22 protein-coding genes are annotated in these 22,712 nt (G+C 73.8%); 9 read left to right on the forward strand and 13 right to left on the reverse strand.

The features are described from left to right. The first annotated feature begins 15 nt into the window (after positions 1-15). Positions 16-852, forward strand: a complete 837-nt coding sequence (locus tag ACLJQE_RS11305; protein WP_410639099.1) for a S1 family peptidase — start codon at positions 16-18, stop codon at positions 850-852. Positions 853-854: 2 nt separating this feature from the next. Here ACLJQE_RS11305 and ACLJQE_RS11310 read toward each other — a convergent pair whose 3' ends face one another. Then, positions 855-1,493: a TetR/AcrR family transcriptional regulator gene (locus tag ACLJQE_RS11310; protein ID WP_410639100.1), complete on the reverse strand. Its 639-nt coding sequence runs from the start codon at positions 1,491-1,493 to the stop codon at positions 855-857. Positions 1,494-1,585: 92 nt separating this feature from the next. On the opposite strand from ACLJQE_RS11310, the gene ACLJQE_RS11315 reads away from it, so the two are divergent. Together ACLJQE_RS11315 and ACLJQE_RS11320 are read left to right on the forward strand one after the other, a co-directional pair. After that, complete coding sequence (locus tag ACLJQE_RS11315) at positions 1,586-2,185, forward strand: SRPBCC family protein (protein ID WP_410639101.1); 600 nt, start codon at positions 1,586-1,588, stop codon at positions 2,183-2,185. A gap of 23 nt (positions 2,186-2,208) precedes the next feature. Next, positions 2,209-2,526, forward strand: a complete 318-nt coding sequence (locus ACLJQE_RS11320; protein WP_410639102.1) for a hypothetical protein — start codon at positions 2,209-2,211, stop codon at positions 2,524-2,526. Here the strand turns inward: ACLJQE_RS11320 and ACLJQE_RS11325 are convergent. Beyond that, complete coding sequence (locus tag ACLJQE_RS11325) at positions 2,507-3,259, reverse strand: ZIP family metal transporter (protein ID WP_410639103.1); 753 nt, start codon at positions 3,257-3,259, stop codon at positions 2,507-2,509. The two genes, ACLJQE_RS11320 and ACLJQE_RS11325, sit on opposite strands and share 20 nt — an antisense overlap. Positions 3,260-3,458: 199 nt before the next feature. Between ACLJQE_RS11325 and ACLJQE_RS11330 the strand changes: the two genes are divergently transcribed. Next, entirely contained in the window at positions 3,459-3,905 is a 447-nt protein-coding gene (locus ACLJQE_RS11330) for a hypothetical protein (protein ID WP_410639104.1), read from the forward strand. 53 nt (positions 3,906-3,958) lie between these two features. Here the strand turns inward: ACLJQE_RS11330 and ACLJQE_RS11335 are convergent, their stop codons facing one another. Continuing rightward, on the reverse strand, positions 3,959-4,786 hold the full coding sequence (locus ACLJQE_RS11335; RefSeq protein WP_410639105.1) for an NBR1-Ig-like domain-containing protein: 828 nt from the start codon (positions 4,784-4,786) through the stop codon (positions 3,959-3,961). Positions 4,787-5,088: 302 nt separating this feature from the next. Here ACLJQE_RS11335 and ACLJQE_RS11340 point away from each other — a divergent pair, with 302 nt between their 5' ends. Next, positions 5,089-5,211 carry a hypothetical protein gene (locus ACLJQE_RS11340; RefSeq protein WP_255410490.1) on the forward strand — a complete coding sequence of 41 codons (123 nt, stop codon included), beginning with the start codon at positions 5,089-5,091 and terminating at the stop codon, positions 5,209-5,211. Positions 5,212-5,260: 49 nt separating this feature from the next. Here the strand turns inward: ACLJQE_RS11340 and ACLJQE_RS11345 are convergent, their stop codons facing one another. After that, the gene (locus ACLJQE_RS11345) at positions 5,261-5,401 is read right to left on the reverse strand and encodes a hypothetical protein (protein WP_410617055.1); all 141 of its coding nucleotides are present in this window, start codon (positions 5,399-5,401) and stop codon (positions 5,261-5,263) included. Between the two features lie 35 nt (positions 5,402-5,436). Further along, the gene (locus ACLJQE_RS11350) at positions 5,437-6,279 is read right to left on the reverse strand and encodes a phytanoyl-CoA dioxygenase family protein (RefSeq protein WP_410639106.1); all 843 of its coding nucleotides are present in this window, start codon (positions 6,277-6,279) and stop codon (positions 5,437-5,439) included. Positions 6,280-6,359: 80 nt separating this feature from the next. Between ACLJQE_RS11350 and ACLJQE_RS11355 the strand changes: the two genes are divergently transcribed. Next, positions 6,360-7,355, forward strand: a complete 996-nt coding sequence (locus ACLJQE_RS11355; RefSeq protein ID WP_410639107.1) for a LacI family DNA-binding transcriptional regulator — start codon at positions 6,360-6,362, stop codon at positions 7,353-7,355. Between the two features lie 192 nt (positions 7,356-7,547). Here the strand turns inward: ACLJQE_RS11355 and ACLJQE_RS11360 are convergent, their stop codons facing one another. The 3 genes from ACLJQE_RS11360 to ACLJQE_RS11370 form a co-directional block, all read right to left on the reverse strand. Next, on the reverse strand, positions 7,548-7,712 hold the full coding sequence (locus ACLJQE_RS11360) for a hypothetical protein (protein ID WP_410639108.1): 165 nt from the start codon (positions 7,710-7,712) through the stop codon (positions 7,548-7,550). Continuing rightward, positions 7,709-8,971: a diguanylate cyclase domain-containing protein gene (locus ACLJQE_RS11365; protein ID WP_410639109.1), complete on the reverse strand. Its 1,263-nt coding sequence runs from the start codon at positions 8,969-8,971 to the stop codon at positions 7,709-7,711. The genes ACLJQE_RS11360 and ACLJQE_RS11365 overlap by 4 nt, the downstream gene beginning before the upstream one ends. Before the next feature lie 257 nt (positions 8,972-9,228). Continuing rightward, positions 9,229-10,461 carry an MFS transporter gene (locus ACLJQE_RS11370; protein ID WP_410639110.1) on the reverse strand — a complete coding sequence of 411 codons (1,233 nt, stop codon included), beginning with the start codon at positions 10,459-10,461 and terminating at the stop codon, positions 9,229-9,231. Positions 10,462-10,779: 318 nt separating this feature from the next. Between ACLJQE_RS11370 and ACLJQE_RS11375 the strand changes: the two genes are divergently transcribed. Beyond that, positions 10,780-13,071, forward strand: coding sequence for an ATP-binding protein (locus ACLJQE_RS11375; RefSeq protein ID WP_410639111.1), 2,292 nt, complete (start codon positions 10,780-10,782; stop codon positions 13,069-13,071). A 456-nt stretch (positions 13,072-13,527) separates the two neighbouring features. Then, positions 13,528-14,478, forward strand: a complete 951-nt coding sequence (locus ACLJQE_RS11380; RefSeq protein ID WP_410639112.1) for a threonine/serine dehydratase — start codon at positions 13,528-13,530, stop codon at positions 14,476-14,478. A 62-nt stretch (positions 14,479-14,540) separates the two neighbouring features. On the opposite strand, the gene ACLJQE_RS11385 is transcribed toward ACLJQE_RS11380, so the two are convergent. Then, a complete protein-coding gene (locus ACLJQE_RS11385; protein WP_410639113.1) occupies positions 14,541-15,527 on the reverse strand; it encodes an epimerase in 987 nt (328 codons plus the stop codon). 398 nt (positions 15,528-15,925) lie between these two features. Here ACLJQE_RS11385 and ACLJQE_RS11390 point away from each other — a divergent pair, with 398 nt between their 5' ends. After that, positions 15,926-18,322, forward strand: coding sequence for a hypothetical protein (locus tag ACLJQE_RS11390; RefSeq protein ID WP_410639114.1), 2,397 nt, complete (start codon positions 15,926-15,928; stop codon positions 18,320-18,322). Positions 18,323-18,367: 45 nt separating this feature from the next. Here the strand turns inward: ACLJQE_RS11390 and ACLJQE_RS11395 are convergent, their stop codons facing one another. The 4 genes from ACLJQE_RS11395 to ACLJQE_RS11410 are packed head-to-tail and all read right to left on the reverse strand — an operon-like array spanning position 18,368 to position 22,614. After that, on the reverse strand, positions 18,368-19,138 hold the full coding sequence (locus tag ACLJQE_RS11395) for an MHYT domain-containing protein (RefSeq protein ID WP_410639115.1): 771 nt from the start codon (positions 19,136-19,138) through the stop codon (positions 18,368-18,370). Between the two features lie 13 nt (positions 19,139-19,151). Then, on the reverse strand, positions 19,152-19,535 hold the full coding sequence (locus tag ACLJQE_RS11400) for a DUF742 domain-containing protein (protein ID WP_410639116.1): 384 nt from the start codon (positions 19,533-19,535) through the stop codon (positions 19,152-19,154). Further along, the gene (locus ACLJQE_RS11405; RefSeq protein ID WP_410639117.1) at positions 19,532-20,017 is read right to left on the reverse strand and encodes a roadblock/LC7 domain-containing protein; all 486 of its coding nucleotides are present in this window, start codon (positions 20,015-20,017) and stop codon (positions 19,532-19,534) included. The genes ACLJQE_RS11400 and ACLJQE_RS11405 overlap by 4 nt, the downstream gene beginning before the upstream one ends. Beyond that, entirely contained in the window at positions 20,014-22,614 is a 2,601-nt protein-coding gene (locus tag ACLJQE_RS11410) for a sensor histidine kinase (protein ID WP_410639118.1), read from the reverse strand. The genes ACLJQE_RS11405 and ACLJQE_RS11410 overlap by 4 nt, the downstream gene beginning before the upstream one ends. Positions 22,615-22,712 lie beyond the last annotated feature (98 nt).

Here is a 22,712-nt window from a genome sequence, read left to right on the forward strand (position 1 = left end):
TTCCGGGCACGAGCGGTGACGGTCGCGGTGCTGGCCGGAGCGGGCCTCGCGTTCGCCCACGCCGTCACCGGGACGCCGTTCGCGGGCCCCGTCCTGGCCGCGGGCACCGGCGGGCACAGCCTGCCCGACACCGCGGCCCCGGCTCAGGCTCCGGCGCGGGAGCCGGTGACGACGTCCGCCCGGCCGGCCCCGAACCCGGTCCTGCCGTTCAACGCGAAGCTGACGTCCGACGACATCCCCGTCCCGGGCGGCGGGGTGCGCAGCGGCGCCTGCAGCGGGGCGCTGGTCGCGCCACAGTGGATCATCACCGCCGGGCACTGCTTCCACGACCTGGAGGACGCCCGGATCGGCGGGCCGCCGCCGTACACGATGACCGTCACCGTCGGACGGCTCAAGGACACCGACCCCGGCGGGTACACGACCGAGGTGGTCGACGTCCGGCAGTCGCCGGTGAACGACCTCGCGGTGGCGAAGCTCGCCACGCCGATCGACGACATCGTCCCGGTGGCACTGGCCACCACCCGGCCGTCGATCGGGAAGCAGCTCCAGTTCGCGGGCTGGGGTTCGCTTTCGGCCACCGTGCTCGGCCCGTCCGACCACCTCAAACGCGGGCGGTTCACGGTGTCGGGCATCAACCAGGCGACCCTGGAGGCCCAGCCGGTCGGCAGGCGCACGGTCGAAAACGGCCCGTGCCCGGAGGATTCGGGCGGCCCGTTCTTCGTCTCGGACGACGACCGCACCGGGACACTGGTGGCCATCGTCAACTCCGGCCCGCCGTGTCCGCAGCCCGGCGCCGAGACGATCGCCAGGGTCGACGTCGTGGCGGACTGGATCCGCGAACAGACCGGCTGAGTTCACCGCTTCCGCAGGGCGGCCAGTTCCTCGGTGATCAGCAGGTCCGGGTCGAACTTCATGCCGGCGAAGTGGCCGGCCAGCTCGAGGGAAAGCACGCCGTGCAGGCGGGTCCAGAAGGACAGCGCGCGGTGCAGGGCCGCCACCGGCGCGGGGTGGCCGCCGGCCCACTCGCGGTGCGTCTCGAGGTGCGTGCCGAACGGTGTCGGCGGCTCGTCGCCCGCCTCCTCGGCGCAGGCTTCGATCAGCACGGCCATGACCTCGGACGAGATCGCGGTGGTGTCGCCGGGCGCGTGGTAGCCGGGCACCGGCGTCCCGTAGATCAGGAAGTACCGCTGCGGGTCGCTGCGCGCCCATTCGCAGATCGTGCGCGCGAGTCCGGGCAGGCCCGCCCCGGCGTCCCGGGCGGCGCGGACGGTGTCGGCGAGGCTGCGGTAGGCGTCGCGGATGAGCGCGGTGATCAGTTCGTCGCGGCTCGCGAAGTACCGGTACAACGCGGGGCCGCTCATGCCCACCTGCTTGGCGATCGCGTTGAGCGACAGCGCGGGCACCCCGGCCGCGGCGATCTGCTCCCACGCGTGGCGCTTGATCTCCTCGCGCACCTGGGCTCGATAACGCTCTCGCGGGCTCTCGGTCGTCACCGTTAGAGGCTATCACTTTTCCTATTGACACTCACTCCTGTCCAGTTATAACTTCTAACCATCACAACAGGCACTAACCAACGGAGGACACCATGATCGCCACCCGGCTGCGTTCCGCACTGCTCGCGCTTTCGGTCACCGCGGGGCTCACGGGTACCGCCGTCTCGGCCGAGGCCGCCTCGGTGACGGCCCTGAGCTGCCGCGGTGTGGGCATCGATCCCGCCGCGCAGATCCACCACCGCACCGAAAAGCTGATCAAGGCGCCCGCCGCCGCGGTCTGGAAGCTGCACACCGACGTCGCGGGCTGGCCCGCGTGGCAGCCCGCTGTCACCAGCGCGAAGCGGCTCGACCCCGGGCCGTTGCGGCCGGGTTCGCGGTTCCGCTGGACCACGCCGGTGCCGCCGACGCCCACGACGCCGGCGACCACCCTCGTCATCACCTCCACGGTCGAGCAGCGGCAGCCGGGCCGGTGCGTCCGCTGGACCGGGCCCGCGATCGGTGACGGGCTGCGGATCGACCGCGGCGTGCACGTCTGGACGTTCACGCCGGTGCGGGGCGGCGTGCTCGTCCGCACCGAGGAGAGCTGGACGGGCGAACAGATCGAGGCGGATCCGGCCACCGCCGTCCGCTACCTGGCTCTTGGGCTCGACGCCTGGCTCGCCGACCTCAAGACCACCGCCGAAGCCCGCTGAGCCCCTTCCCCGAGGAGAAGACGATGACTGTCACCACCCCGCAACGCACTTCGAAGGCCGTTCTCGTCGCGGCCTGGGCCGTCCCGGTCCTGGTGACCGGCCAGTTCGCCCTGGTGGCCGGCGTGCCCATCGCCGTCGTGCTGATCGGTTCGCTGCGCCGTCGGACGCACCGCTGGTGGGCCGCCGCGCTCGCCGCGGTCTACGCCGCCGCGCTGGTGCTGTGGCTGGCCGGGCCGAGCAGCGCGCCGAGCCTGTCGAAGTACCTGAGCCCCGTGGCCACGGCGTTGTTCACCGCCGTGGGTGTCGTGGTCGCGGTCGCGGTCAGCCGGCGTGCCCGATGACGAAGGCCGTCAGGAAGCCGATGGTCGCCAGCAGGCCGGTGTAGAGCTCGGTGCGTTCGAACGCCTCGGGGATCATGGTGTCGGCGATCATGGCGAGGATCGCCCCCGCGGCCACCGCGGTGATCGCGGCGACGGTCGCGGGGGACGCGGTCCGCAGCAGGAGGTTGCCGGCCAGCGCCGCGGTCCCGCTCGCGAGCGCGATGCCGCTCCAGACGCCGAAGACGTACCGGGCACTCCGTCCGGCGGCCTTCATGCCGGCGGCGCTGGACAGGCCTTCGGGCACGTTCGAGATGAACACGGCCGCGAGCACGGTGACGCCGATCCCCCCGCCCCCGAGCAGGGACACGCCGAGCACCACGGATTCCGGTACCCCGTCGAGCAGGGCGCCGACGGCGATGGCGGCCCCGCTGCCCACGGTGTCCTGTTCGGACGGTTGCTGCCCACCCGAGCGCTTGCGGTGCCGGGCACCCCGCCGGGCGAGGAGCACGTTGATCAGGACGTACACCGCGGCGCCGCCGAGGAAGCCGGCCGCGGTCGGCCAGAGCCCGCCGTCCCGCTGGGCCTCGTCGACGAGGTCGAAGGCGAGCGCGGAGATGAGCACGCCGGCCCCGAAGGCCATGATCCCGGCGACGACCCGCCGCGAAACCCGCACCCACCAGGCGACGGCGGCGCCGAGCACCAGCGCCGCCCCGCCGACGAGGCCCCAGAGTCCCGCCTCCACCCATTGCGGCACGAAAGCCACCCTCCGCCGAGTCGATGATCGTCCGGGAAGGGACTACCCACGACGGCCGTCGCGGACACAAAACATTGTCCTGATGTGCGAGGACATTGCCCGGACATTCGCCGTCTTGTCCCGCTTCCCGGCGCGCTGCCAGGCTCCGGCGGCACCGGCACGAACCCGCCGGTCGTCGAGAAAGGAACCGAACAACCTCATGCGCACCAAGAGCAGCAAGCCCGTCCGCGGCCGTGCGGCCGCCGTCGTCGGGACGGCCGTCGCGCTGGCGACCCTGTCGGCGGGCCTGACCGCCGCACCGGCCGGAGCCGGCACGCTCGGCACGTCCGCCCTGTGCTCCGGCACGGCCACCGGTGCGGTGGCCAAGTGGGGCCCGGTGTCCAAGCACTGTTCGTACACCAGCCCGGCGAGCGGCTGGCGCGGGAAGCTGCGGGTCGAGTGGAACACGCAGTCGGGCACCAACCAGGCCGCGTGCGTGGAGGCCCGGATGGGCAAGGCGGCCCACCCCGACGCCTGGCAGGGCATCGGCTGCGGGAAGTCCGGGGTCGGGACGGTCAAGTGGCCCGCCAACACCGCGTCGAACCTCGAGGTCCGGGTGAAGGGCATGGGCACCAGCCTCATCGCCAACGTCGACTACTTCATCTGAGCACTCCGAGCGGCTGACGCCTCCCGGCCTCGCGGGCTCCCGCGGGGCCGGGCTCAGCCCGCCACTTCCACCTGGAAGTAGATGCCGCTCGACTGCGGCAGGTAGAGCCGCCCGCCGGCGTCGACCATCTTCCAGAACACCTGGCAGGGGCCCGGCGTGCCACGGGCCTGGACCGGCACGCTGACCGTCACTTCCGCACCGGGCTCGGCGTCGGGCAGTGGCACGCGCGGCTCGGTGTGGCAGACGTCCAGGCCGTCGAGCGGGGGCAGGCGCTGCAGGAACCGGCCGTGCCACCCGACCGTGCCGGCGTTGCGCAGCAGCCACGTCTTGACGAACCGCTGGTTCACCGAGACGCGGCTGCCGTCCGGGTACGTGACGTCGGCGACCAGGCTGGAGGCGTCGCCTTCGATCGGCAGCGACGGTTCCCCGCCGCCGGACCACGGCCGGCTCACGGCGACCACGACGCCCGCCGCCACCACCACGACGGCCACGGCGGCCGGCAGCCACCCGCGGCGCCGGGGCACGCCGTCCGGCTCGGCCGTTCCGTCGCCGCCCTGCCGGGCGGCGAGCCACCGGGACCGCCACTCGCTCCGGGTCTGTTCTTCGTCCCCGCCGAGCACGGTGACGGCCAGGGGCCGCACGAACTCCCAGGTGGTTTCCCAGCTGGGCAGCTGCACCCCGCGCGCGGCCGCCGCCAGCGCCGATTTCGAAGCCACCGCCCCGAATTCGGTGCGCATCCGGTCGTAGGACGGGTCACCCGCCGTCTCCTTGAGCACCAGCAACGCGTGGGCGAACCCCGCGACCGGGCCGCCGTCCGGATCGGGCCGGTGGGCCCGGCGGCCCCGTTTGCGCACCGGTCCGCCCGCCTGGTCGATCGTCATCCGCCGCCTTCCCCCGACACACCGCTCGCGACGGTAACGCAGCCGCGGCGCCCCCGCCGCCGCCGGTTCCGAAGATCACCTGGCCGGGCGGGCCGCGCCGGCTGGGTTCGGCGAACAACGAAACTTCGGCGCGGCCGAGGGGCGCCGGCCCGAAATCTCCGGGCCCTCGTGTTCCGCCGGCCACCGATCACCGGCTTCGTGCAGCTCCTGGGAGCGTGAGCCGCCTGTGGCGCGCGTCACGGAATGTGCGGCGATCTTCGGCGCTACACACAGGAGAACCCGTTCGTCCACAAGGGAGGGCCATGTCCGCCACCACCACCCCGGAAGAGTCCGTCGCCGTGCCCGAGCTGGAGGACTTCGACTTCCCGCTCACCGACGGTGCCGCCTGCCGCATCGACGACCCGGACTGCGAAGCCTGCCAGTGAAACCCCGGCTCCGGCCACCGCGCGACCCGCGGGGCCGGAGCCTGCCGCCTCAGACGCGCATGGCCAGCCACAACGCCATCCAGGCGAGGCACGCCAGCGCACCGCCGACCCCGAAGGCGAGCAGTACGCGGCGCAGCGCCGCGACGACGCCGGCCCGGCCCGTCATTTCGGTGATTCCCGCTTCAGCCATGGCCGGGGCATGCCCGCGTCCGGGGCCGTCAAACATCAGGCGCCCATCACGAGGCCTTCGATCGTGTGCTTCTGGGTGATCGGCGTCAGGACGTCGACGACCGGGCAGTCCAGGTGCCGCCGCACGGATTCCGGCAGCGCCGCCCAGAACTCCCGCGTCACGGCCGTGTCGTGGCGGGCGTCGTTGCCCGCTCCCGGTGCGTCGAGGCCCAGCACCAGGACGGGCCGGGCCTTGGCCGACTGATTGGCCGTGCCGCGGTGGATCGTCAGGGCCGACCGGATCGAAATGTCGCCCATCTGCGGGAACTTGCGCGTGGCGAGGTCCTGGTAGCGCGGGTAGGCCGCCCGCGGCGGGAACATGCCGTGCTCGAACGCGCTGCCGTCGTCCCAGTGCGTGCCGGGCGCGATCTCGAACGGCCCCATGTCCGGCTCCGTGTCGACGGCGGTCACGTTCACCGCCAGCGACGTCAGCCTGCGCTCGCGGGCGGTTTCGGCAGGCATCGGGAAGTCCCGGTGCCACGGCTGGTCGACGGCGCCGGCGAGCGGGACGTCGAAGCCCACCTCGACGATCCGGTACTCCGGCCCCAGCACCGCCTCGGCGACGGCGGTGATCCACGGGTGGGTGACCAGGTCGGTGAACCCGCGCAGCTGCTCCGGGTGGATCTCGACGTAGAAGCGGTTCGGGCCGCGGCCGACCGCTCCGTCCCGGCGGGCGCGGGCCTCGGCGAACGCGGTGTCGATGTCCTCGCCGAGCTGCCGCACCCAGTCGCGGGGGAACGCCCGGGGCAGGCCGATGATGCCGTCGGAGTCCAGCCGGCCGGTCAGCGCCGCGAGTTCGGCGGCGGACGGCGGCGCGAGGGCGGTCTGGTGTGCGGTCATCCGAACCTCCTGGGGACACACGGCGTGGCAGGCCCAGTTTGCAACGTGGCATGCCACGTTGCAAGAGGTACCATGCGCCGGTGAACCCGAAACTGCGTGACGTGGCCGAGCACGCCGGTGTCTCGGTGCGCACGGTGTCCAACGTGGTCAACGGGTTCCGGTACGTCGCCCCGGCGACCCGGGAGCGCGTGCAGGCGAGCATCGACGCGCTCGGCTACCGGCCCAACCTGGCCGCCCGCACGCTGCGGCGCGGCCGGACCGGTCTGGTGGCGCTGGTGATCCCGGAAATCGACTCGCCGTACTTCGCCGAGCTCGCCGCGCGGACGGTCCGGATCGCCGGGGCCAGGGGCCTGACCGTGCTCATCGACCAGACCGACGGCGACGCCGAGCGCGAGAAGGAGCTGCTGCACGGCCGGCGCAGCCAGCTGGTCGACGGCGTCCTGTTCAGCCCGTGGGCGGTGGCGCCCGCGGAGCTGGCCGCGCGCACCGACACCGTCCCGCTGGTGCTGCTCGGCGAGCACGACGGCACCGCCGGCGTCGACCACGTCGCCATCGACAACGTCGCCGCCGCGCGCGAGGCCACCCGGCACCTGCTGGCCTCGGGCCGCCGCCGCGTCGCGGCACTGGGCATCCAGCCGCGCTCGCTGAACGCGACCGCACGCCAGCGCCTGGCCGGCTACCGGCAGGCGCTGGCCGAGGCGGGCCTGCCGGTCGAGCCGGAGCTGGAGGTGCCGGTGCGGCGCCTGCACCGGGCCGACGGCCACCAGGCGATGCTGCGCCTGCTGGCGCTGCCCCGGCCGCCCGACGCCGTCTTCTGCTTCACCGACGAACTGGCCCTGGGTGCGCTGCGGGCCGCCGCCGACCGCGGTGTGGCGGTCCCGGAATCCCTGGCCCTGGTGGGGTTCGACGACATCGAAGACGGCCGCTACAGCGTGCCGGCCCTGACGACCGTGTCACCGGACAAGGACCGCATCGCCGAACTCGCCCTCGACCGCCTCACGCGGCAGGCGGCCGGCCCGGAACCCCCGCGGTCGATCGTCGCACCGCACCACCTGGAAGTGCGCGAGACGAGCTGAGCGGGTGGGGCGGCCGCCGCCGGGTAACCGCGCGGAAACGACCCCGGAGGACGCGATGGCACGGGACATCCACTCGGCGGAAGCGACGTCGAGCCGCGGCAGCGTCCGGGGCGACGGCCGCGGCGACCTCGCCTACCCGGTGGGCGAGCCGAGCGGCAACGGCACGTCCGACGCGCTCAACCCCGAGCGCCTCTACGCCGCCGCGCCGGCGACCTCTACGACGCGGTCACCCGCGAGGCGCTGTGGCTGCGCCCCCTGGTCGGCGCCGAGGTACCGGTGACCTTCGACCACGACCGCGGGCTCGCCCTGCAGCACCACCACGGCCCCGCCGACCCCGGCCAGAACTGACGGCTTCACCACCCCGCCACCGCCACCCGGTCGCGCCCCGCCTCCTTACCCGCGTACAACGCGTCATCCGCCGCCCGGATCATCTCGTCGAGGTCGGCCCCGGGCTCCGACGGGTGCAGTGCCGCGCCGATCGTTGCCGACAGCCTTACCGGCTCGCCCGTGGGCGCGGTGATGCGCAACGCCCGGATCCGGACGCGGATCCGCTCGGCGATCGCGCGGACCTCGGCTTCGTCGACGTCGGGCAGCAGGACGGCGAACTCTTCGCCGCCGTAGCGGCCGACCGCGTCCCCGCGCCGGACGGCGCGGGTGAGCACCGTGGCCACCTCGGCGAGGACGTCGTCGCCCACCGGGTGGCCGTGGGTGTCGTTGATGCGCTTGAACCAGTCGAGGTCGATCATCAGCACGCCGGTCCGGCCGCGGGTGCGCTCGAGGGTGTGCTCGGCCTGTTCGTGCCAGGCGATCGCGTTGAGCAGCCCGGTGCGCTGGTCGGTGCGGGCGGCGAGCTTGAGCTGGTCGAGCTGGACGCACTGGTGCAGCGCGAACGTCGGGATGATCATCAGCAGCGCGGCGGGCGGCCACCACAGCAACGCCAGTGCGACGAACACCCCGAGCGCGAGCTGGCTGACCTCCAGGAGGTTGTCCGAGGCGCTGCCCAGCAGCCGCCGGGGGTGCTCGACGGTGACCGTCCAGGCGATGGCCGTGCCGACGAGCCCGGTGTTGACCACCCACTGCACCGCGGCCGCGGCGACCACGGCGGCCAGGTCCGCCCCGCCGGGCCGCGCGCCGTCGGCGAGGTGCTCGTGGACCCCGCTCGAGCGCAGCACGGCCGCCGCGGCGGCCGCGGCCAGCGCGAGCGTGGCGGCGGTGTACACGGTGCGGTGCGGCGGCCGGACCGCGTCGAACCGGTTGACCAGCGCCCAGCGGTGGGCGTAGATCACCGCCACCAGCACCAGTTCGAGCACCAGGGGCAGCACGAGCACCCCGGCGAAGATCCAGACGCTGCAGAGGTCGACGTACGGCATGCCCGCGCGGTCGCGGCGCCGCCGTTCGATCAGGTGCGAGGCGTGCAGGTGCGGCAGCGCCGCCGCCGCGAGCCAGCCCGCCGTCACCCATTGTTCCGGTGTCGGTGCCGTGCGGGCCGCGAGCACCAGCACGCCGAACGCCACCAGGTCCACGCTCAGGACGAGGAACCGCACCCGCCCCGGCAACGACCACAGCTTCCACCCCGACGGTGACCGGCCCCCGCCGGTGACCACGTTGTCCCCCATCGCAGCGCCTCCCCGCGCCAGTGATCCCCCGGTCGCCCAGGGTAGTCGTGTTGCGGCCGGATGTCAGGCGTTTCCCGCCATCGCGACCCGACCGGGCGGCTGAGACCATTCCGGGTATCCGGCACCGGACGAACCGCACGGAAAGGCGAGCCGATGAGCGACAAAGGCTGGTGAAACCGCAGTTCCACTCCCCTTGCCACGCTGCCACACTGCCACCGGAAAGGAGCGCGCGATGAGCGACAAAGGCTGGTGACGCATCAGGCCTCGGCCGGGAGCGCGGCCGAGACGGCGTCCGGACTGCGGCGCGCCCAGGCCGCGGCCGCGGCGAGCGCGACCAGCGCTCCCGCGGTCCCCGCCCAGGCGATCGCCGCCGCCGGTCCGACCAGCTGGGCGAGCAGGCCGCCGGCCACGATCCCGAGCCCCTGCCCGGCGATCATCCCGGTCCTGGCGAACCCGAGGGTCCGTCCGCGCAGCCGCGGCGGGGACAGCTGGACGAACGTCGCCCCGGCGGTGACCTGGTAGGCCGAGCACAGGCCGGACACGAAGAGCAGGGCCAGCGCCGTGCCGAGGGTCGGCCGGCCCCAGAAGGCCACGAGCGGCGCCGACGTCCCGACCGCCAGCACACCGAGGGCGCGCACCCGCACCGGCCGGGCGAACCGCCGCAGCAGCAGCGCGCCGGCCACCGCCCCCGCCGGTTCCGCGGCCAGCAGCACCCCGATCCATTCGCCACCCGCCCCGACCTGCTGGGCGTACGGGACCGCGAGCCCCTCGGGGACGACGGTGAACAACGCCAGCCAGCCCAGCCACACCAGGGTGCCCAGCGTCCGGTCCCGGCTGACGGCCACCGCGCCCCCGGCGATCCGGCGCCACCACGTCGCCCCGCCTTCGCCTTCGCCTTCGCCTTCGCCGTCGGCCGGTGGCGGGTGGCGGCCGAGGCCGGCGCGGATCAGCAGCGCGGAAGCGGCGAACGTGGCGGCGTCGATCGCCAGTGCGGCGCGCGCGCCGACCCCGGTGACCACGAACGCGGCCGCGGCGAACCCCAGCACCAGGCACAGCTGCGTGGTGACCTGGTGCACCGCTTGTCCCGCCTCGTACCGGCCGCCCAGCAGCTCGGGCAGGACGGCGCCCTGGGCGGCCGAGAACGGTGCTTCGGCCAGCTGCACCAGCACGAGCAGCGCCGCCATCAGCGGCAACGGCACCGCCGGCACGGCCATCACCGCCACCAGCAGCGCCCGGATCACGTCGCAGGCCACCATCACCCGGCGGCGCGGGTACCGGTCGGCCAGCCACGACAGCAGCGCACCGGACACGAGGGCGGGCAGCATCGACAGCGCGTACGTCGCCGCGCTCAGTGCGGCGGAACCGGTGCGCTGGAACACGAGTATCGACAAAGCGACCCGGGCCAGCTGGTCCCCGGCCACCGACAGCAGGCCGGCCAGCCAGAGCAGGCGGAACCCGCGTACCGCGAACGCGGACCGCGTCGCACCCATTCCCCCACCCCCAGGCCGGCACACTGTCACGCAGAGCGTTGCCCAAGACGCTCACGGTAGCGCGTGCACCGGCCCCTCCTTCGTGTCGACCCTCCAATCACGCGTGTCGTCCCTTCAATCACGCGTGATGCCCGCTCAATCACGGCCGATGCCCCTTCCGGCCCGGCGAGCCGGTGGACGGGAAGGACATCTCGCGTGATCAGGGAGCCATCACGCGTGATCAGAGGGACGACACTCGTGATCGGAGGGACGACACGGGCCGGGCACGGGTCCTTCGGTTCGACTTGAGGCATCCGGATCCGGTCCTACACTCTCCGCATGGGTGCCCGATCCCGCCGAAGCGCCGGCAACCTGCCGGCCGAGCTGACCAGCTTCGTCGGACGGCGCCACGAGCTCGGGGAAGCGAAACGCCTGCTGTCCGCGGCGCGGCTGGTCACGCTGACCGGCTCCGGCGGCGTCGGCAAGACGCGGCTGGCGCTGCGGACCGCCGCCGATGTGCGGCGGGCGTTCCCGGACGGCGTGTGGCTGGTCGAGCTGGCCGACGTGGGTGATCCGCACCTGGTGCCGAACACCGTGGCGACGGCGTTCGGCCTGCGTGGCACCAGCGACCAGGCGGCCGGGCTCGCCGAGTACCTCGAAGACAAGCAGCTGCTCCTCGTGCTGGACAACTGCGAGCACGTCGCGGACGAGTGCGCGACGCTGGTCGCGAAACTGCTCGCGGGCTCCGGCGGGCTCCGGGTACTGGCCACCAGCCGGCACACGCTGCACGTGGAGGGCGAGCACCTCCTGCACGTCGAGCCGCTGCCGGTCCCCCGGGCCGGCGACACCGGCGGCCCGGTCGAAGCGGTGACGCTGTTCGCCGATCGCGCGGCGGCCGTCTCGCCCGGCTTCGCGCTCACCCCGGACAACCGGGCGACGGTGAGCCGGATCTGCCGTCGGCTGGAGGGCATCCCGCTGGCCATCGAGCTGGCCGCCGTCCGCGTGCGCGTGCTGTCGGCCGAACAGGTTCTCGAGCGGCTCGACGACCGGCTCGGCCTGCTCACCGCGCGACCGGCCGCCGTGCAGCCCCGCCGCCGGACCCTGGAAGCGGCGATCGACTGGAGTTTCGCGCTGTGCACTCCCGCGGAACAGCGGCTGTGGGCACAGGCGTCGGTGTTCCCCGGCGGATTCGACCTCGACGCCGCCGAGCACGTCTGCGCGCCCGCGGCGAACGGCGGCGGCAGCACGCTGGACGTCGTGACGGGACTGGTGGACAAATCGATCGTCCGCCGGCAGAACGGCACCTTCGGGCGGCACGCCTGGTACCGCATGCTGGAGACCGTCCGCGAGTACGGCGGCGCCCGGCTGGCCGAGGGCGACGAGGCCGGCGTGCGGGCCCGGCTGGCCGGGTACTACGCGGACCTCGCGCGGCGCTACCGGGCCGAGGGGTTCGGCCCCCGGCAGTCGGAGTGGCTCGGCCGGCTCCGCCGCGAGCACGCCAACCTCCGGGCCGTGCTGGAACACTGCCTGTCCGGTCCCGGCCAGGCGAGCCAGGCGCTGGACATCGCCGCTTCGCTGTGGAACTTCTGGTTCGGCGGCGGCCTGGTGCCGGAGGGCTGCGGGTACCTGCGGCGCGGCCTCGAGCAGTGCGGCGAGCACACCCTGGTCCGGGCCAGGGCGTTGTACGCGATGGCGTTCCTCGCGATCCAGACCGGCGCACCGCACGCGGACCTGCTGGCGGAGCTGACCGAGCTCGCCGAGGAGTTCGACGACGAACGCCTCCGGGCCGGCCACGCGGAGTGCGCCGGCATGGCCACGTTCTTCACCGGCGACCTGACCGGCGGTGAGGAACTGCTGGAGCGGGCGCTGGCCGGGTACCGCACGGCCGGCGACGCGCTGCTGGTGTTCGACACCCTGATCCTGCTGGCCGCCGCGCGCTTCTTCCTCGGCGATCCGCGTGGCGCGGCGGCCGCGGAGGAGGCACTCGCCCTCACCGACCGGTACGAGGCGCGCTGGTCACGGGGCTACGCGTTGTGGGCCGTCGCGATCCACCGCTGGCGCGCGGACCAGCCGCGGCAGGCCGCGGACCTGCTGCACGAGGCCGTCGCCCTGCGGCTGCCCGATCGCACCCTGCTCGCGTTCCTGGTCGAGGCGCTCGCGTGGTGCCACTCCGCCGAGGGCGAGCACGACCGGGTGGCCCGGCTGCTCGGCGGCGCCGGCGCGGTCTGGCGGCTCAGCGGCGCCCGTGTCGGCGAAATGAGCCCCTACCAGGGCATCGACGAGCAATGTGCGGCTTTGGCCCGCAAGGCACTCGGGGACGACGCCTTCGACGCGGCGTTCGCCGACGCGGCCGGCTCCGGCCTCGACGAGGTCGTCCGGTACGCGCTGCGGGAGCGGCCCGCCACGCCGGTGGCGGGCCCGGCGGCCGACCCCGGCGGGCTGACCCGGCGGCAGCGGGAGATCGCCGGGCTGGTGGCGCGCGGGATGAGCAACAAGGAGATCGCGGCCGCCCTCGTCCTCAGCGGACGGACCGTGGAAGGGCACGTCGAGAACATCCTGGTGAAGCTCGGCCTCACCTCCCGCACCCAGGTGGCTTCGTGGCTGGCGGGCCAGCCGGAGCAACCCGCGTAGCCATCCGGGTAGTTTCCCCGGTCCGCTCCGGTCCGGTCCGGACGATCCTCTTTCCCGCGACCAGTCACGGTGTGGAGGAGGACGAGGTGTCCATCGATTCGGTGCCACAGACCTGCCCCCGGTGCCGCCGCCCGACGGTCCTCATGTCCCACGCGTGGGGCCGCCAATGGGTGCACGTCGGCACCTGGCGACCGCAGTGCGGCAACCCGCCCTGGACAGTCCAGGCGGCGGAACCCCGGCCGCGGTAGGCCGGTTCGGACCAGCCGGGCGCGCGGCGGCGCCACCTCGCGTCGCCCGGCAGAACGTGGTGGGGCCGTGCCTTCCCCTCCCCCCAAGACGGCACGGCCCCACCACTCCCCCGGCTCGGCCACCACCCCCTGGGGCGGACGGCAGATCCCGCCGGGCAGCCTCGTAAACCGTTCCAGCCCGCAGGCCGGGCGCCGCTAGGCTGCGGCGGTGCCGGAGACGCGCCTCGACCTCGCCCGGATCCGGGCGGCCCGCCAGGTGATCGACCCGGTCTTCCTGGACACGCCGCTGTACCGCTGCGAGGCGCTGGAACCCGTGCTCGGGTGTTCGGTGAGCATCAAGCTCGAGACGGCGAACCCGGTGCGCAGCTTCAAGGGCCGCGGCACCGAAGTGGTCGCGAGCCGCCTCGGCTCGGGGGCGGTGGTGTGCGCCAGCGCGGGCAACCTCGGCCAAGCCCTCGCGTGGTCCGGGCGCGGCCGGGGCCTCGACGTCACCGTCGTCGCGTCGCGGCACGCGACGACGGCCAAGCTCGAACGCATCCGCGCGCTGGGTGCCCGGCTGGAACTGGTGGACGGCGACCACGAAGTGGCTCGCGAGCGCGCCGCGGCCATCGCCCGGCGCGACGGCATCCGGCTGGTCGAAGACAGCCTGGACCTCGAAACGTGCGAGGGTGCGGCGACCATCGGGCTGGAGCTGGTGGACGCCGCGCCGTCGTTCGACGCCGTCCTGATCGCTCTCGGCGGCGGGGCTCTCGCGACCGGCGTGGGGTACGTCGTGCGGTCCGGTGCGCCCGGCACCGAAGTGCTCTGCGTGCAGCCGGCGGGCGCCCCGGCGATGACGCGTTCCTGGCACGAGCGGCGGGTCGTCACCACCGGCCCGACGAACACGATCGCCGACGGCGTCGCCGGGCGGCGGCCGATCCCGGAGGTACTGGCCGATCTCCTCGTCGTCGCGGACGACGCCGTCCTGGTCGCCGAGGCGTCGATCATCGCCGGGATGCGGCTGCTCCTCGACCACGCCGGCCTGGTCGTCGAGCCATCCGCCGCGCTGGGCATCGCGGCGATCCTCGAAGACCGCGACCGCTTCGCCGGCCGGCACGTGGTGACCGTCGTGTGCGGCGGCAACGTGGACCCGGCCGCCTACCGCGGCTGGGTCGGCTGACGCGGGTTTCCCACGCGCGGCCGTCGCGTGCCGATTACCCCCGTTCGGCGCTCGTGAGCCCTTCAGCCGAGGGCGGCGAGCAGCTCGCGCTCGCGGTGCGGGCTGAGGCCCGCGCGCCGGTCCCGGTCCAGCCCCTGCTCGCGTTCCCAGCGCAGCGTGTCGGCCAGCACTTCCGTCCGGGGCCGGTGCCGCAGCCCCGCGGCACGCGCCGCCGACCCGTCCCGGGCCGACCACCCTTCCCAGCCCGGCTCGACCAGCCACATCGGCAGCGATTCGGGCCCCATGTACTGGGCCACGCCGTGGGCGAGCAGCCACGCCGGTCCGGCGGCGACCACCGGACCGGTGTGCCCACCGGCGGCGCGGGACAGCTCGATCCACTCCCCGAACGGAACGACCGGGCCGACCGCGTTGTACGTGCCGGTGGTGCCGGTCTCCGCGGCGCCGAGCAGCCAGGAGGCGAGGTCCCGCACGTCGACCACCTGGGTGGGCACGTCCGGCGTGCCGGGGACCAGCATCGGCCCGCGCGGATCGCGGGCCGCGCGGGCGACCCAGTAGCCGGAGCGCCCGGTGTGATCGCCGGGGCCGCCGATGAGCCCGGCTCGCGCAATGAGGAGCCGGTCGCCCACCGCGTCCGCCGAGGCCTGCTCGCAGGCGACCTTCGCCTCGCCGTACAGATCGCGGTCGACCTCGCCGCGGTCGGTGGGGGCGAGCAGGGCCGCGGACTCGTCGGCCCCCGGCGTGGCGTGGGAGGCGTAGGCGTTGCCGGACGAGACATACACCCAGTGCCCGGCCTTGCCGCCCAGCGCGTCGAGGGCGCCACGGACGAAACCCGGCTGCCACGACACCTCGACGACCGCGTCCCAGCTCCGGTCGAGCAGGGGTTCGTACGCCGACGGAGCGCGCCGGTCGGCGGCAACCAGCGTCGCTCCGTCCGCGACTTCTCCGCTCTCGCCCCGCGCGAGGCAGGTCACCCGGTGGCCGCGTTCGATCGCCTGCCGCGACAGCTCCCGGGCCACCCACGCCGTTCCGCCGAGCACCAAGATCTCCATCCGCACACACAAGCACGGGGACCGTCGCCTGGCCAGGCGGATTCGCCGACAGCGGAAGGACCGCCGCCGGCTCCCGCCCGCCGCTTTCGGCAATATCACCGCACCGGCTTCCGGTGAATAATTCTTCACCACATTCGGAAAACGCGGGTTCTTAGCCTGACCTCGTTACCCGAACGAGTGAACAGGGGCGGCATTCGGGCGACGTCCACCGCTGAATCCGCTCGTCACGGCAGGTGTCCAACACGGCAGGCGGCCCAGCAACTGCGCTGTTCGCATCGCCTTTTCGGCGCCAGGGTGAGAGTTCTTCAACCACACTGCCGGTGCGGCATAGGATTTTCCCTCGGCCAGGAAAACGTTTCCTGACGCATTCCGACCCGGTGAAGAATCGAGGATCGACCATGCGAAGACGCATGCTGGGGGCACTCCTGCCACTGGTGCTCACGGCGGCCACCGCCGTCCCGCTGCCCGCGGCCGCCGAGACCGCCGCGGCGGTCTCGGCGCTGACGAAGTCCGTGCAGGGCACCGGTTCGCCCGCCGCGCACGGCGCGACCGCGAACTGGGTCGTCGGCTACGAAAACCACGCGACCACGACCGGAACCGCCACCATCACCGACGCCGTCGGCGCCGGGCAGGCCTTCCAATCCGGTTCGCTGCACGTCCCACCCGGCTGGACGCCGGAATGGTCCACCGGCGGCGGCACGTTCACCGGCACCGAGCCGGCGTCCGGCGTCACCGCGGTCCGCGCGACGAACCCCACCGCCGGCCCCGACGCGACGCAGCTGACCGGCGCCCTCACCCCGCCCGTGCAGGCGGTCACCACCGCCACCGGCGGCGACGGCTTCACGCCGATCCTGTACCGCACGCCGAGCGGCGCGTTGCAGGCCTGGAACATCTTCCACCACCTGGGGACCACCGAGCCGAAGGTGGTCTGCACCGATCTCGCCACCGGGACGCGCTGCGGAGGCGGCACGTGGCCGAAGGTGCTCAACACCGCGCCCGGCCCGCTCGGCACGCTGGGGGCCGGGGACATCGCGAGCACGATGGTCGAGCAGTACGTGCGGGATCCCGCCGCGCCCGCGAAGGTCTACTACCCCGCCGTCACGGCCGCGTCCGTCGGCGTCGGCTGCCTCGACATGGCCGCCGCGGCCAACTGCGGGTACTGGTCGCTCGCCGCCGTCGGCGGATCGCCGCCGGTGCGCGGCCTCACCGGGTTCGTGGAAACCGGCGGCAACCTGTACGGCCTGGTCAGCAGCGGCGCGGTGGTCTGCTGGACCATCGCGACCCAGAGCGCCTGCGGCGGCCAGCCGTACGCGCCGATCGCGCCGCCCATCAGCGTGAACCCGTACGTCTACGGCGCGCTGGACGTGGTGGCGGGGAAGGTGTTCGCGTCGTCGTCGGACCCCCACACCGGGCAACAGCCGTCGCTGGGCTGTTTCGACCCGGCGACGGGGACGGCGTGCGCCGGCTGGGCTTCCTGGCGGCCGACGGGACCGGCGGGCAACTACACCTACAACGCCTACACGGCGTTCAGCACGGCCGGCGCCCCGGTGGGCGTGTGCTCGTCGACGACCGGTGGCACCAACGTCACGACGTGCTTCGCGCTCGACGGGTCGGCGCTGCCGGCCCCGCCGGGTGCGGCCGCGCTGACGGCCGGGGTCTACGTCTTCAACCCGGAGGTCGTCACCGATCCGGGCGGCCACGTGCGCAGTTACCTCCCGGTCTGGAACGGGGGTATCGCGGGTGCGGCGCTGTGCCACGACTGGACGACGGGAGCGGCGTGCGCGGGGTTGCCCGCCCAGATCACGCACCCGTCGGTCAACGGCGGCGCCACGCGGGACTACGGCTACACGTTCGACCCGCCGTCGGGTTGCCTGATCGGCCTGGGCGACGCGGGTGTGCTGTTCTCGATGGACCCGGTCACCGGCGCCACCCCGTGCGTCCGCTCCGGCGGGCAGGTGACCCTGCGTCCGGGTGACTTCTACTGCGACGGCGGAAGTCACGTCCAGGGCTACACGGCGGCGCGGCTGACCGGCGTCGATCCGGCGAACGTCGACTTCGCGGCCTCGCGGGTGACGGTCGTCGATCAGGACGGCGCCGTGGTGCCGACTCCGGGCTTCGCCCCGGACGGCTCGGTCGACCTGACCGGCGTCTCGGTGGCGGCGCACCCGTCGATCACCGTGACGACGACGCTGGTGCTCCACAATGCGGCCGGCTTCAGCGGTTCGCTGGTGGTCGACTTCGCGGGTGACGCACCACAGTTGTGCTTCCGCACGACGATTTCGGCGGACTGCGCGGTGACGTCGGTGGCGAACACGGCGACGGGCACGGACTCGACGGGTTCGTTCACGTCCAACACGGTGACGCTCCCGGTGGCCCCGGGCGCGTCGTGCACCCCGAAGGTGACCGTGCAGAAGGAGATCTGCACGGCGGTCCACCCGTCCCAGTGCGGTCCGGGCGGCGCCGGGCCGTGGGCGAAGCAGGCCCCGGTCGGCCTGCTCGGCGTGCTCGCCGCGTCGGCGTACTGGCGGATCACGGTGACGAACGAAGGTCCGGTGGGCATCACGTCCGCACAGGTCGTGGACCCCGTGGAGCCGTCGTGCCAGACGGGTCCGTTCACCCTGGCGGCGGGCCAGTCGAAGCAGGTGCACTGCGCGACGTACGCGCTGCTGAACCTGTTCCCGATCACCAACAAGGCGAAGGTGAGCTACCTGCCGGTGAACGTCCCGCCGGGGACGCCACCATCCACAACGGACTGGTCGTCGGCGAAGGCCTGTTCGCTGCTGTGCAGCCTGTAGGGAGGTGAGAAAGCCGGCCCGCGGGGACGTACCCCGCGGGCCGGCTCACACCGGGACGGCGTCGCCCGCGGCCGGCTCGGGCTCGGTGGCCTCCGGCGCGACCGCCGGTGCCACCAGTACCGCGCACAGCGGCACCGCCATCGCGATCGCGGCCAGCACGAACACCGGGAACAGGAAGGAGAACACCTCCGCGCCCGCCGGGTCCGGGGCGTTCGGGTCCACGGTCATCCGGACCGCCGCCATGCCCGTGTAGTGCATGCCCGTCACCGCCGCGCCCATCACGAAGCCCGCCAGCAGCCGCAACGAGAGGCGGTCGAGGAAGACCGCGAACCACAGCGCCGCCGTCGCCGCCACCACCGCGATCACCACCGAGAGGGCCACCAGGCCGCCGTCGTGGCCGAAGCCGCCCTTCACCCGCAACGCCGACATTCCCGTGTAGTGCATGACGTTCACCGCCAGGCCGGTGATGAGGCCGCCGGCGGCGAGGCGCCACCAGCCGAACTTCGCGCGGCCGCCCACCACCACGAGTCCCGCGAACACCGCCGTCACCGAGAGGATCGCCGACAGGACCGTGCGGAAGATGTCGTAGCGGACCGGCATGCCCGGCGTGCTGAAGCCGAGCATCGCCACGAAGTGCATCAGCCAGATGCCGACGCCGCCGATCGAGACGGCCGCCAGCACCAGCCACCGCACGCGGTGGCGGGGATCGGCCGCGTGGCGGGCCCGCACCGCGCACGCCAGCCCGACCGCGCAGCCGACCACCGACGTCAGGTACGCGAGCACGAGCAGCCAGTGCCCCAGCGCGAAATGCTCCATGGCGAAGTCCTCTCTACAGGTCGCGCAGCCCGTGCAGCACGCGTTCCATCAGGTCGTGGCGCTCGTCCCAGCCGGCGGTGTCCGACAGCGTGTCGCGGACGATCACCAGGTTGTCCGGCAGCAGGTCCGACACGAGCACGCGGACCACGCCGAGCGGCAGGGCCAGCAGCGCGGCGATCTCCAGCACCGACCGCGGCCGGACACACAGCTCGAGCACCTCCGCCAAAGCGCTCGACGGCTGGTAGACGGCTTCGGCCCGGCCGTCGGCAGTGGTCTCGACCAGCGCCTCGACGGCGATCTCGACCGACGGCGCCGTCCGGCCTTCCGTCCACGCGTAGGGGCGGGCGAGTGCCGGGCTGCGGCGCGGCTCGTCCCCGGACGGCGGATCTTCGATCACCGGCGGTCCTGGGCCACCGGTATCTCGCGCGCGGGTACGTCGACCTTCTGCCCCACCCGCTCGACCAGCATCGTCATCTCGTAGCCGACCAGCCCGATGTCGCAGCCGGTCGAGGCGAGCACGACGAGGTTCGAGCCGTCGCCGACGCTCATCAGCAGCAGGAAACCCTGCTCCATCTCGATCACCGACTGCACGACCCGGCCGGCGGTGAACAGCTCGGCGGTGCCCAGCGACAGGCTGGACAGACCGGCCGCGATGGCCGCGAGCTGGTCGCCGCGTTCCCGGGGCAGTGCCTCGTCGGCGGCGACGAGCAGCCCGTCGGCGGAGACGAGCACGGCGTGCGCGACACCCGAAACGTCCTGGACGAACCCGTTGACCAGCCAGTTCAGCGTCGCGGACCGTTCAGGCGGCGCGGGCAGCGTCCCGCCGCGGGACCGGGCCGCCTGCTGGGTGGCGGAGCGTCGGGGGTGCAGTTCCGTCATCGCGGATCCACTTCGTCCTTTCCGGATTGATCGGTGCGCGCCGCGGTCTCCAGCCGGGCCGCGCGCATGCCCTGGTAGTGCCGGGAGAGACTGCTGCGCACGGCGGCGGCGTCCCGGAAGGACCCGCCGGTCTGTTCGCGCCCCCGGGGCGCCACGGCCCCGGGGGCGAGCTGGGCACCGGGCCGCCGCGTGGGCAGCCCGGCGTCGGTGAGCCGCTGGGCGGAGGCGGGCTTGAGAGCGCTTTCCGCGGTTTGCCGTGTGCGGTCGGCCGGGGTGTCCCAGTCACCGACGGGGAGCTGCTCCGGCGGGGTGGTGGGTGACGAGGTGGCGGCCGGCGGGGAATCGGCGGCGGGCGGCTCGGCTGCTCCGGAGTGCCCGGCCGGGGTGGCTTCCGCCGGGATCGCCCGGTGCGCACCGGAAGTCTCGCTCACGGGATCCGCGCGGGTGACTCGTTCGGCAGGCACCGCGAACGTTCCGGAAGCCTCACCCGCCGGATCCGCACGAGCGACCCGCTCGGCAGGCACCGCGAGCGTCTCGGCGGCGGACGGCCACTTCACCGGCCCCGCCGTTCCGTTCCGGCGGACCACCGGCTTCGCCGACGGCTCGGTGAACCAGCTCGTCACCACCTGCTCGAAGATCGGCGTCGAAGCCTGCGCCGGCACCACCGGTGGCCGGTGGTGCCCGGTGCGGTTCGCCGTCGCCGGCCGGCCCGCGCCGATCGGGCGGGCCAGGTCGGCGATCACCAGTGCACCCGGGACGTGGACGCTGGCCGTCACCCCCGCGTGGCGGGCCGCCGTTCCGGTCGCGCGCAGCCGCACCGTCACCCCGTGCAGCGCCGCGAGCCTGGCGACCACGAACAGCCCCATCCGGCGAGTCGTCTCCGGGCCGACCGTCCCGGCCGCCGCCAGCCGGTCGTTCACCGTCGACAGCTCGGCCGTCGTCATGCCCAGCCCCCGGTCGACGACTTCGATGAGGAGGCCGCCGTCGGCGCCGCGGTCGGCCGTCAGGGCCACCTTGTGCTCCGGTGGCGAAAAGCGCGTCGCGTTCTCCAGCAGCTCCGCCAGGATGTGCACCACGTCCGCCGCCGCCTCGGGCTGGACCGAACCGCGCGGTGCGTTGCCCATCGCCACCCGGCGGTAGTCCTTGACCTCCGACGTCGCCGCGCGCAGCAGGTCGCGCGCCGGCACCGGTTCGCGGCCGTGGCGAACCGGGCGCCCGCCCGCCAGGACGTGCAGGTTCTCGCCGTTGCGGCGCAGCCGGGTCGCGATGTGGTCGATGCGGAACAGCTCGTCGAGCCGCCGGGGGTTCCGCTCCTCCGCCTCCAGGTCTTCGATGATCGACAGCTGCTGCTCGACCAGCGACTGGCTCCGCCGCGACAGCGTCATGAACATCTCGCTGACCTGCTTGCGCAGTTCGGCCTGTTCGACGGCGAGCCGGACCGCCTGGCGGTGCATGTCGTCGAACGCCCGCGCCAGCTGCCCGATCTCCTCGTCGGTCCGGACACCGCTGCCGGGCACCGCGCGCCAGTCGACGTCCTGGCCCGCACGGATCCGCCGGACGGTCGCCGGGAGCTGGTCGTTCGCCGCGCGCAGGGCGGCTGCGCGCAGCCGGCGCACCGGCGTGACCAGCGACCGCACCACCAGCAGCGCGATGGCGAGCGCGCCGAGCAGCGAACCGAGCACCAGTGCCGTGTCGCGCAGCGAGTCCGCCCGTGCCCGGTCGGCCGCCGCCGAGACGTCGCTCGCCAGCATCGCCGTGACGTCGTTCAGCACGGCCGTGACGCCGGTCGTCTCGGCGGCGATCGAGGGGGCGAACGACGCCAGCGCCGTGCCGGGCTGCTGCAGCGCGTCGAGGCGGGCTTCGGCCGGGCTCGTCGCGGCCTCGAACCGGGTCAGGAGCTCCCCCGCGAGCCGGTGCCCGGTCTGCTCGCCGAGCACCTCCTGCTCGGCCGCGGTCTGCACGACCGCCGGGCGCAGCGAAGCGTCGTCCGGGCTGTGCTGCGCCGCCCGCGCGTACGTCTCCTCGGTGGCCAGCTCGCCCCGGAGGTGCACCAGCAGCCGGGCGTTCTCCGCGCCGGCCGCGGTTTCGGCGCCCGCGTCGGCCGGGACGAAGGCGGGCACGAGGTCGCCGAGGGTGGCGATGATGTCGTTGTAGCCGGCGGCTTTCGTGCGGACGTCGCCGCCGCCGGCGCCGGCCGCGCGGATCCCGGCGAGCTTGCCCAGCGCGGTGTTCAGCGCCCGGCCGGTGTCACCGGGCAGCGGCGCGAAGCCCGCGTCGCGCTGGACCGCGGCCACCTTCGCGTCGACGGCCGCGGTCAGCGTGTCCGGCGCGCCCGCCGGTACCGCGACCGCGGCGACCATTTCCGCGCCGAGGGACGCGGTCAGGTCGATCGTGTCGCGCAGCACCGGCAGCCGGTCGCGGGCCGCGGTGAGCGCGGTCGCCCGGTCGAGTTCGCCCTGGATCCGGATTTCCGCGAGCACCACCGCGACCAGGACCGGCAGCAGCAGGACGACGCTGATCTTGGTGCGGACGCTCCAGTGCGCCGGCCACCACGCGGCGTCCGCCGGGCGGCGGCGCGTGGATCTGCTTTCGTGCATGGCGGAATCGCTCGATTCCCGGCCGCGCGCGCACGGCCGATGTCGAACTCGGACAGGACGGAGAACCCCAGGAAGACGTGGCGTTGATCGAGCCGATC

Origin of the sequence: Amycolatopsis sp. lyj-346 (genome assembly GCF_046548975.1) — a bacterium.
Taxonomy (GTDB): domain Bacteria; phylum Actinomycetota; class Actinomycetes; order Mycobacteriales; family Pseudonocardiaceae; genus Amycolatopsis.

Coding starts and splice junctions, on each gene's coding strand:
- ACLJQE_RS11315 (WP_410639101.1), top strand. CDS start 1,586: ATGATCGCCACCCGGCTGCGTTCCGCACTGCTCGCGCTTTCGGTCACC.
- ACLJQE_RS11320 (WP_410639102.1), top strand. CDS start 2,209: ATGACTGTCACCACCCCGCAACGCACTTCGAAGGCCGTTCTCGTCGCG.
- ACLJQE_RS11330 (WP_410639104.1), top strand. CDS start 3,459: ATGCGCACCAAGAGCAGCAAGCCCGTCCGCGGCCGTGCGGCCGCCGTC.
- ACLJQE_RS11335 (WP_410639105.1), bottom strand. CDS start 4,786: ATGACGATCGACCAGGCGGGCGGACCGGTGCGCAAACGGGGCCGCCGG.
- ACLJQE_RS11340 (WP_255410490.1), top strand. CDS start 5,089: ATGTCCGCCACCACCACCCCGGAAGAGTCCGTCGCCGTGCCCGAGCTG.
- ACLJQE_RS11345 (WP_410617055.1), bottom strand. CDS start 5,401: ATGGCTGAAGCGGGAATCACCGAAATGACGGGCCGGGCCGGCGTCGTC.
- ACLJQE_RS11350 (WP_410639106.1), bottom strand. CDS start 6,279: ATGACCGCACACCAGACCGCCCTCGCGCCGCCGTCCGCCGCCGAACTC.
- ACLJQE_RS11365 (WP_410639109.1), bottom strand. CDS start 8,971: ATGGGGGACAACGTGGTCACCGGCGGGGGCCGGTCACCGTCGGGGTGG.
- ACLJQE_RS11370 (WP_410639110.1), bottom strand. CDS start 10,461: ATGGGTGCGACGCGGTCCGCGTTCGCGGTACGCGGGTTCCGCCTGCTC.
- ACLJQE_RS11375 (WP_410639111.1), top strand. CDS start 10,780: ATGGGTGCCCGATCCCGCCGAAGCGCCGGCAACCTGCCGGCCGAGCTG.
- ACLJQE_RS11385 (WP_410639113.1), bottom strand. CDS start 15,527: ATGGAGATCTTGGTGCTCGGCGGAACGGCGTGGGTGGCCCGGGAGCTG.
- ACLJQE_RS11390 (WP_410639114.1), top strand. CDS start 15,926: ATGCGAAGACGCATGCTGGGGGCACTCCTGCCACTGGTGCTCACGGCG.
- ACLJQE_RS11395 (WP_410639115.1), bottom strand. CDS start 19,138: ATGGAGCATTTCGCGCTGGGGCACTGGCTGCTCGTGCTCGCGTACCTG.
- ACLJQE_RS11405 (WP_410639117.1), bottom strand. CDS start 20,017: ATGACGGAACTGCACCCCCGACGCTCCGCCACCCAGCAGGCGGCCCGG.
- ACLJQE_RS11410 (WP_410639118.1), bottom strand. CDS start 22,614: ATGCACGAAAGCAGATCCACGCGCCGCCGCCCGGCGGACGCCGCGTGG.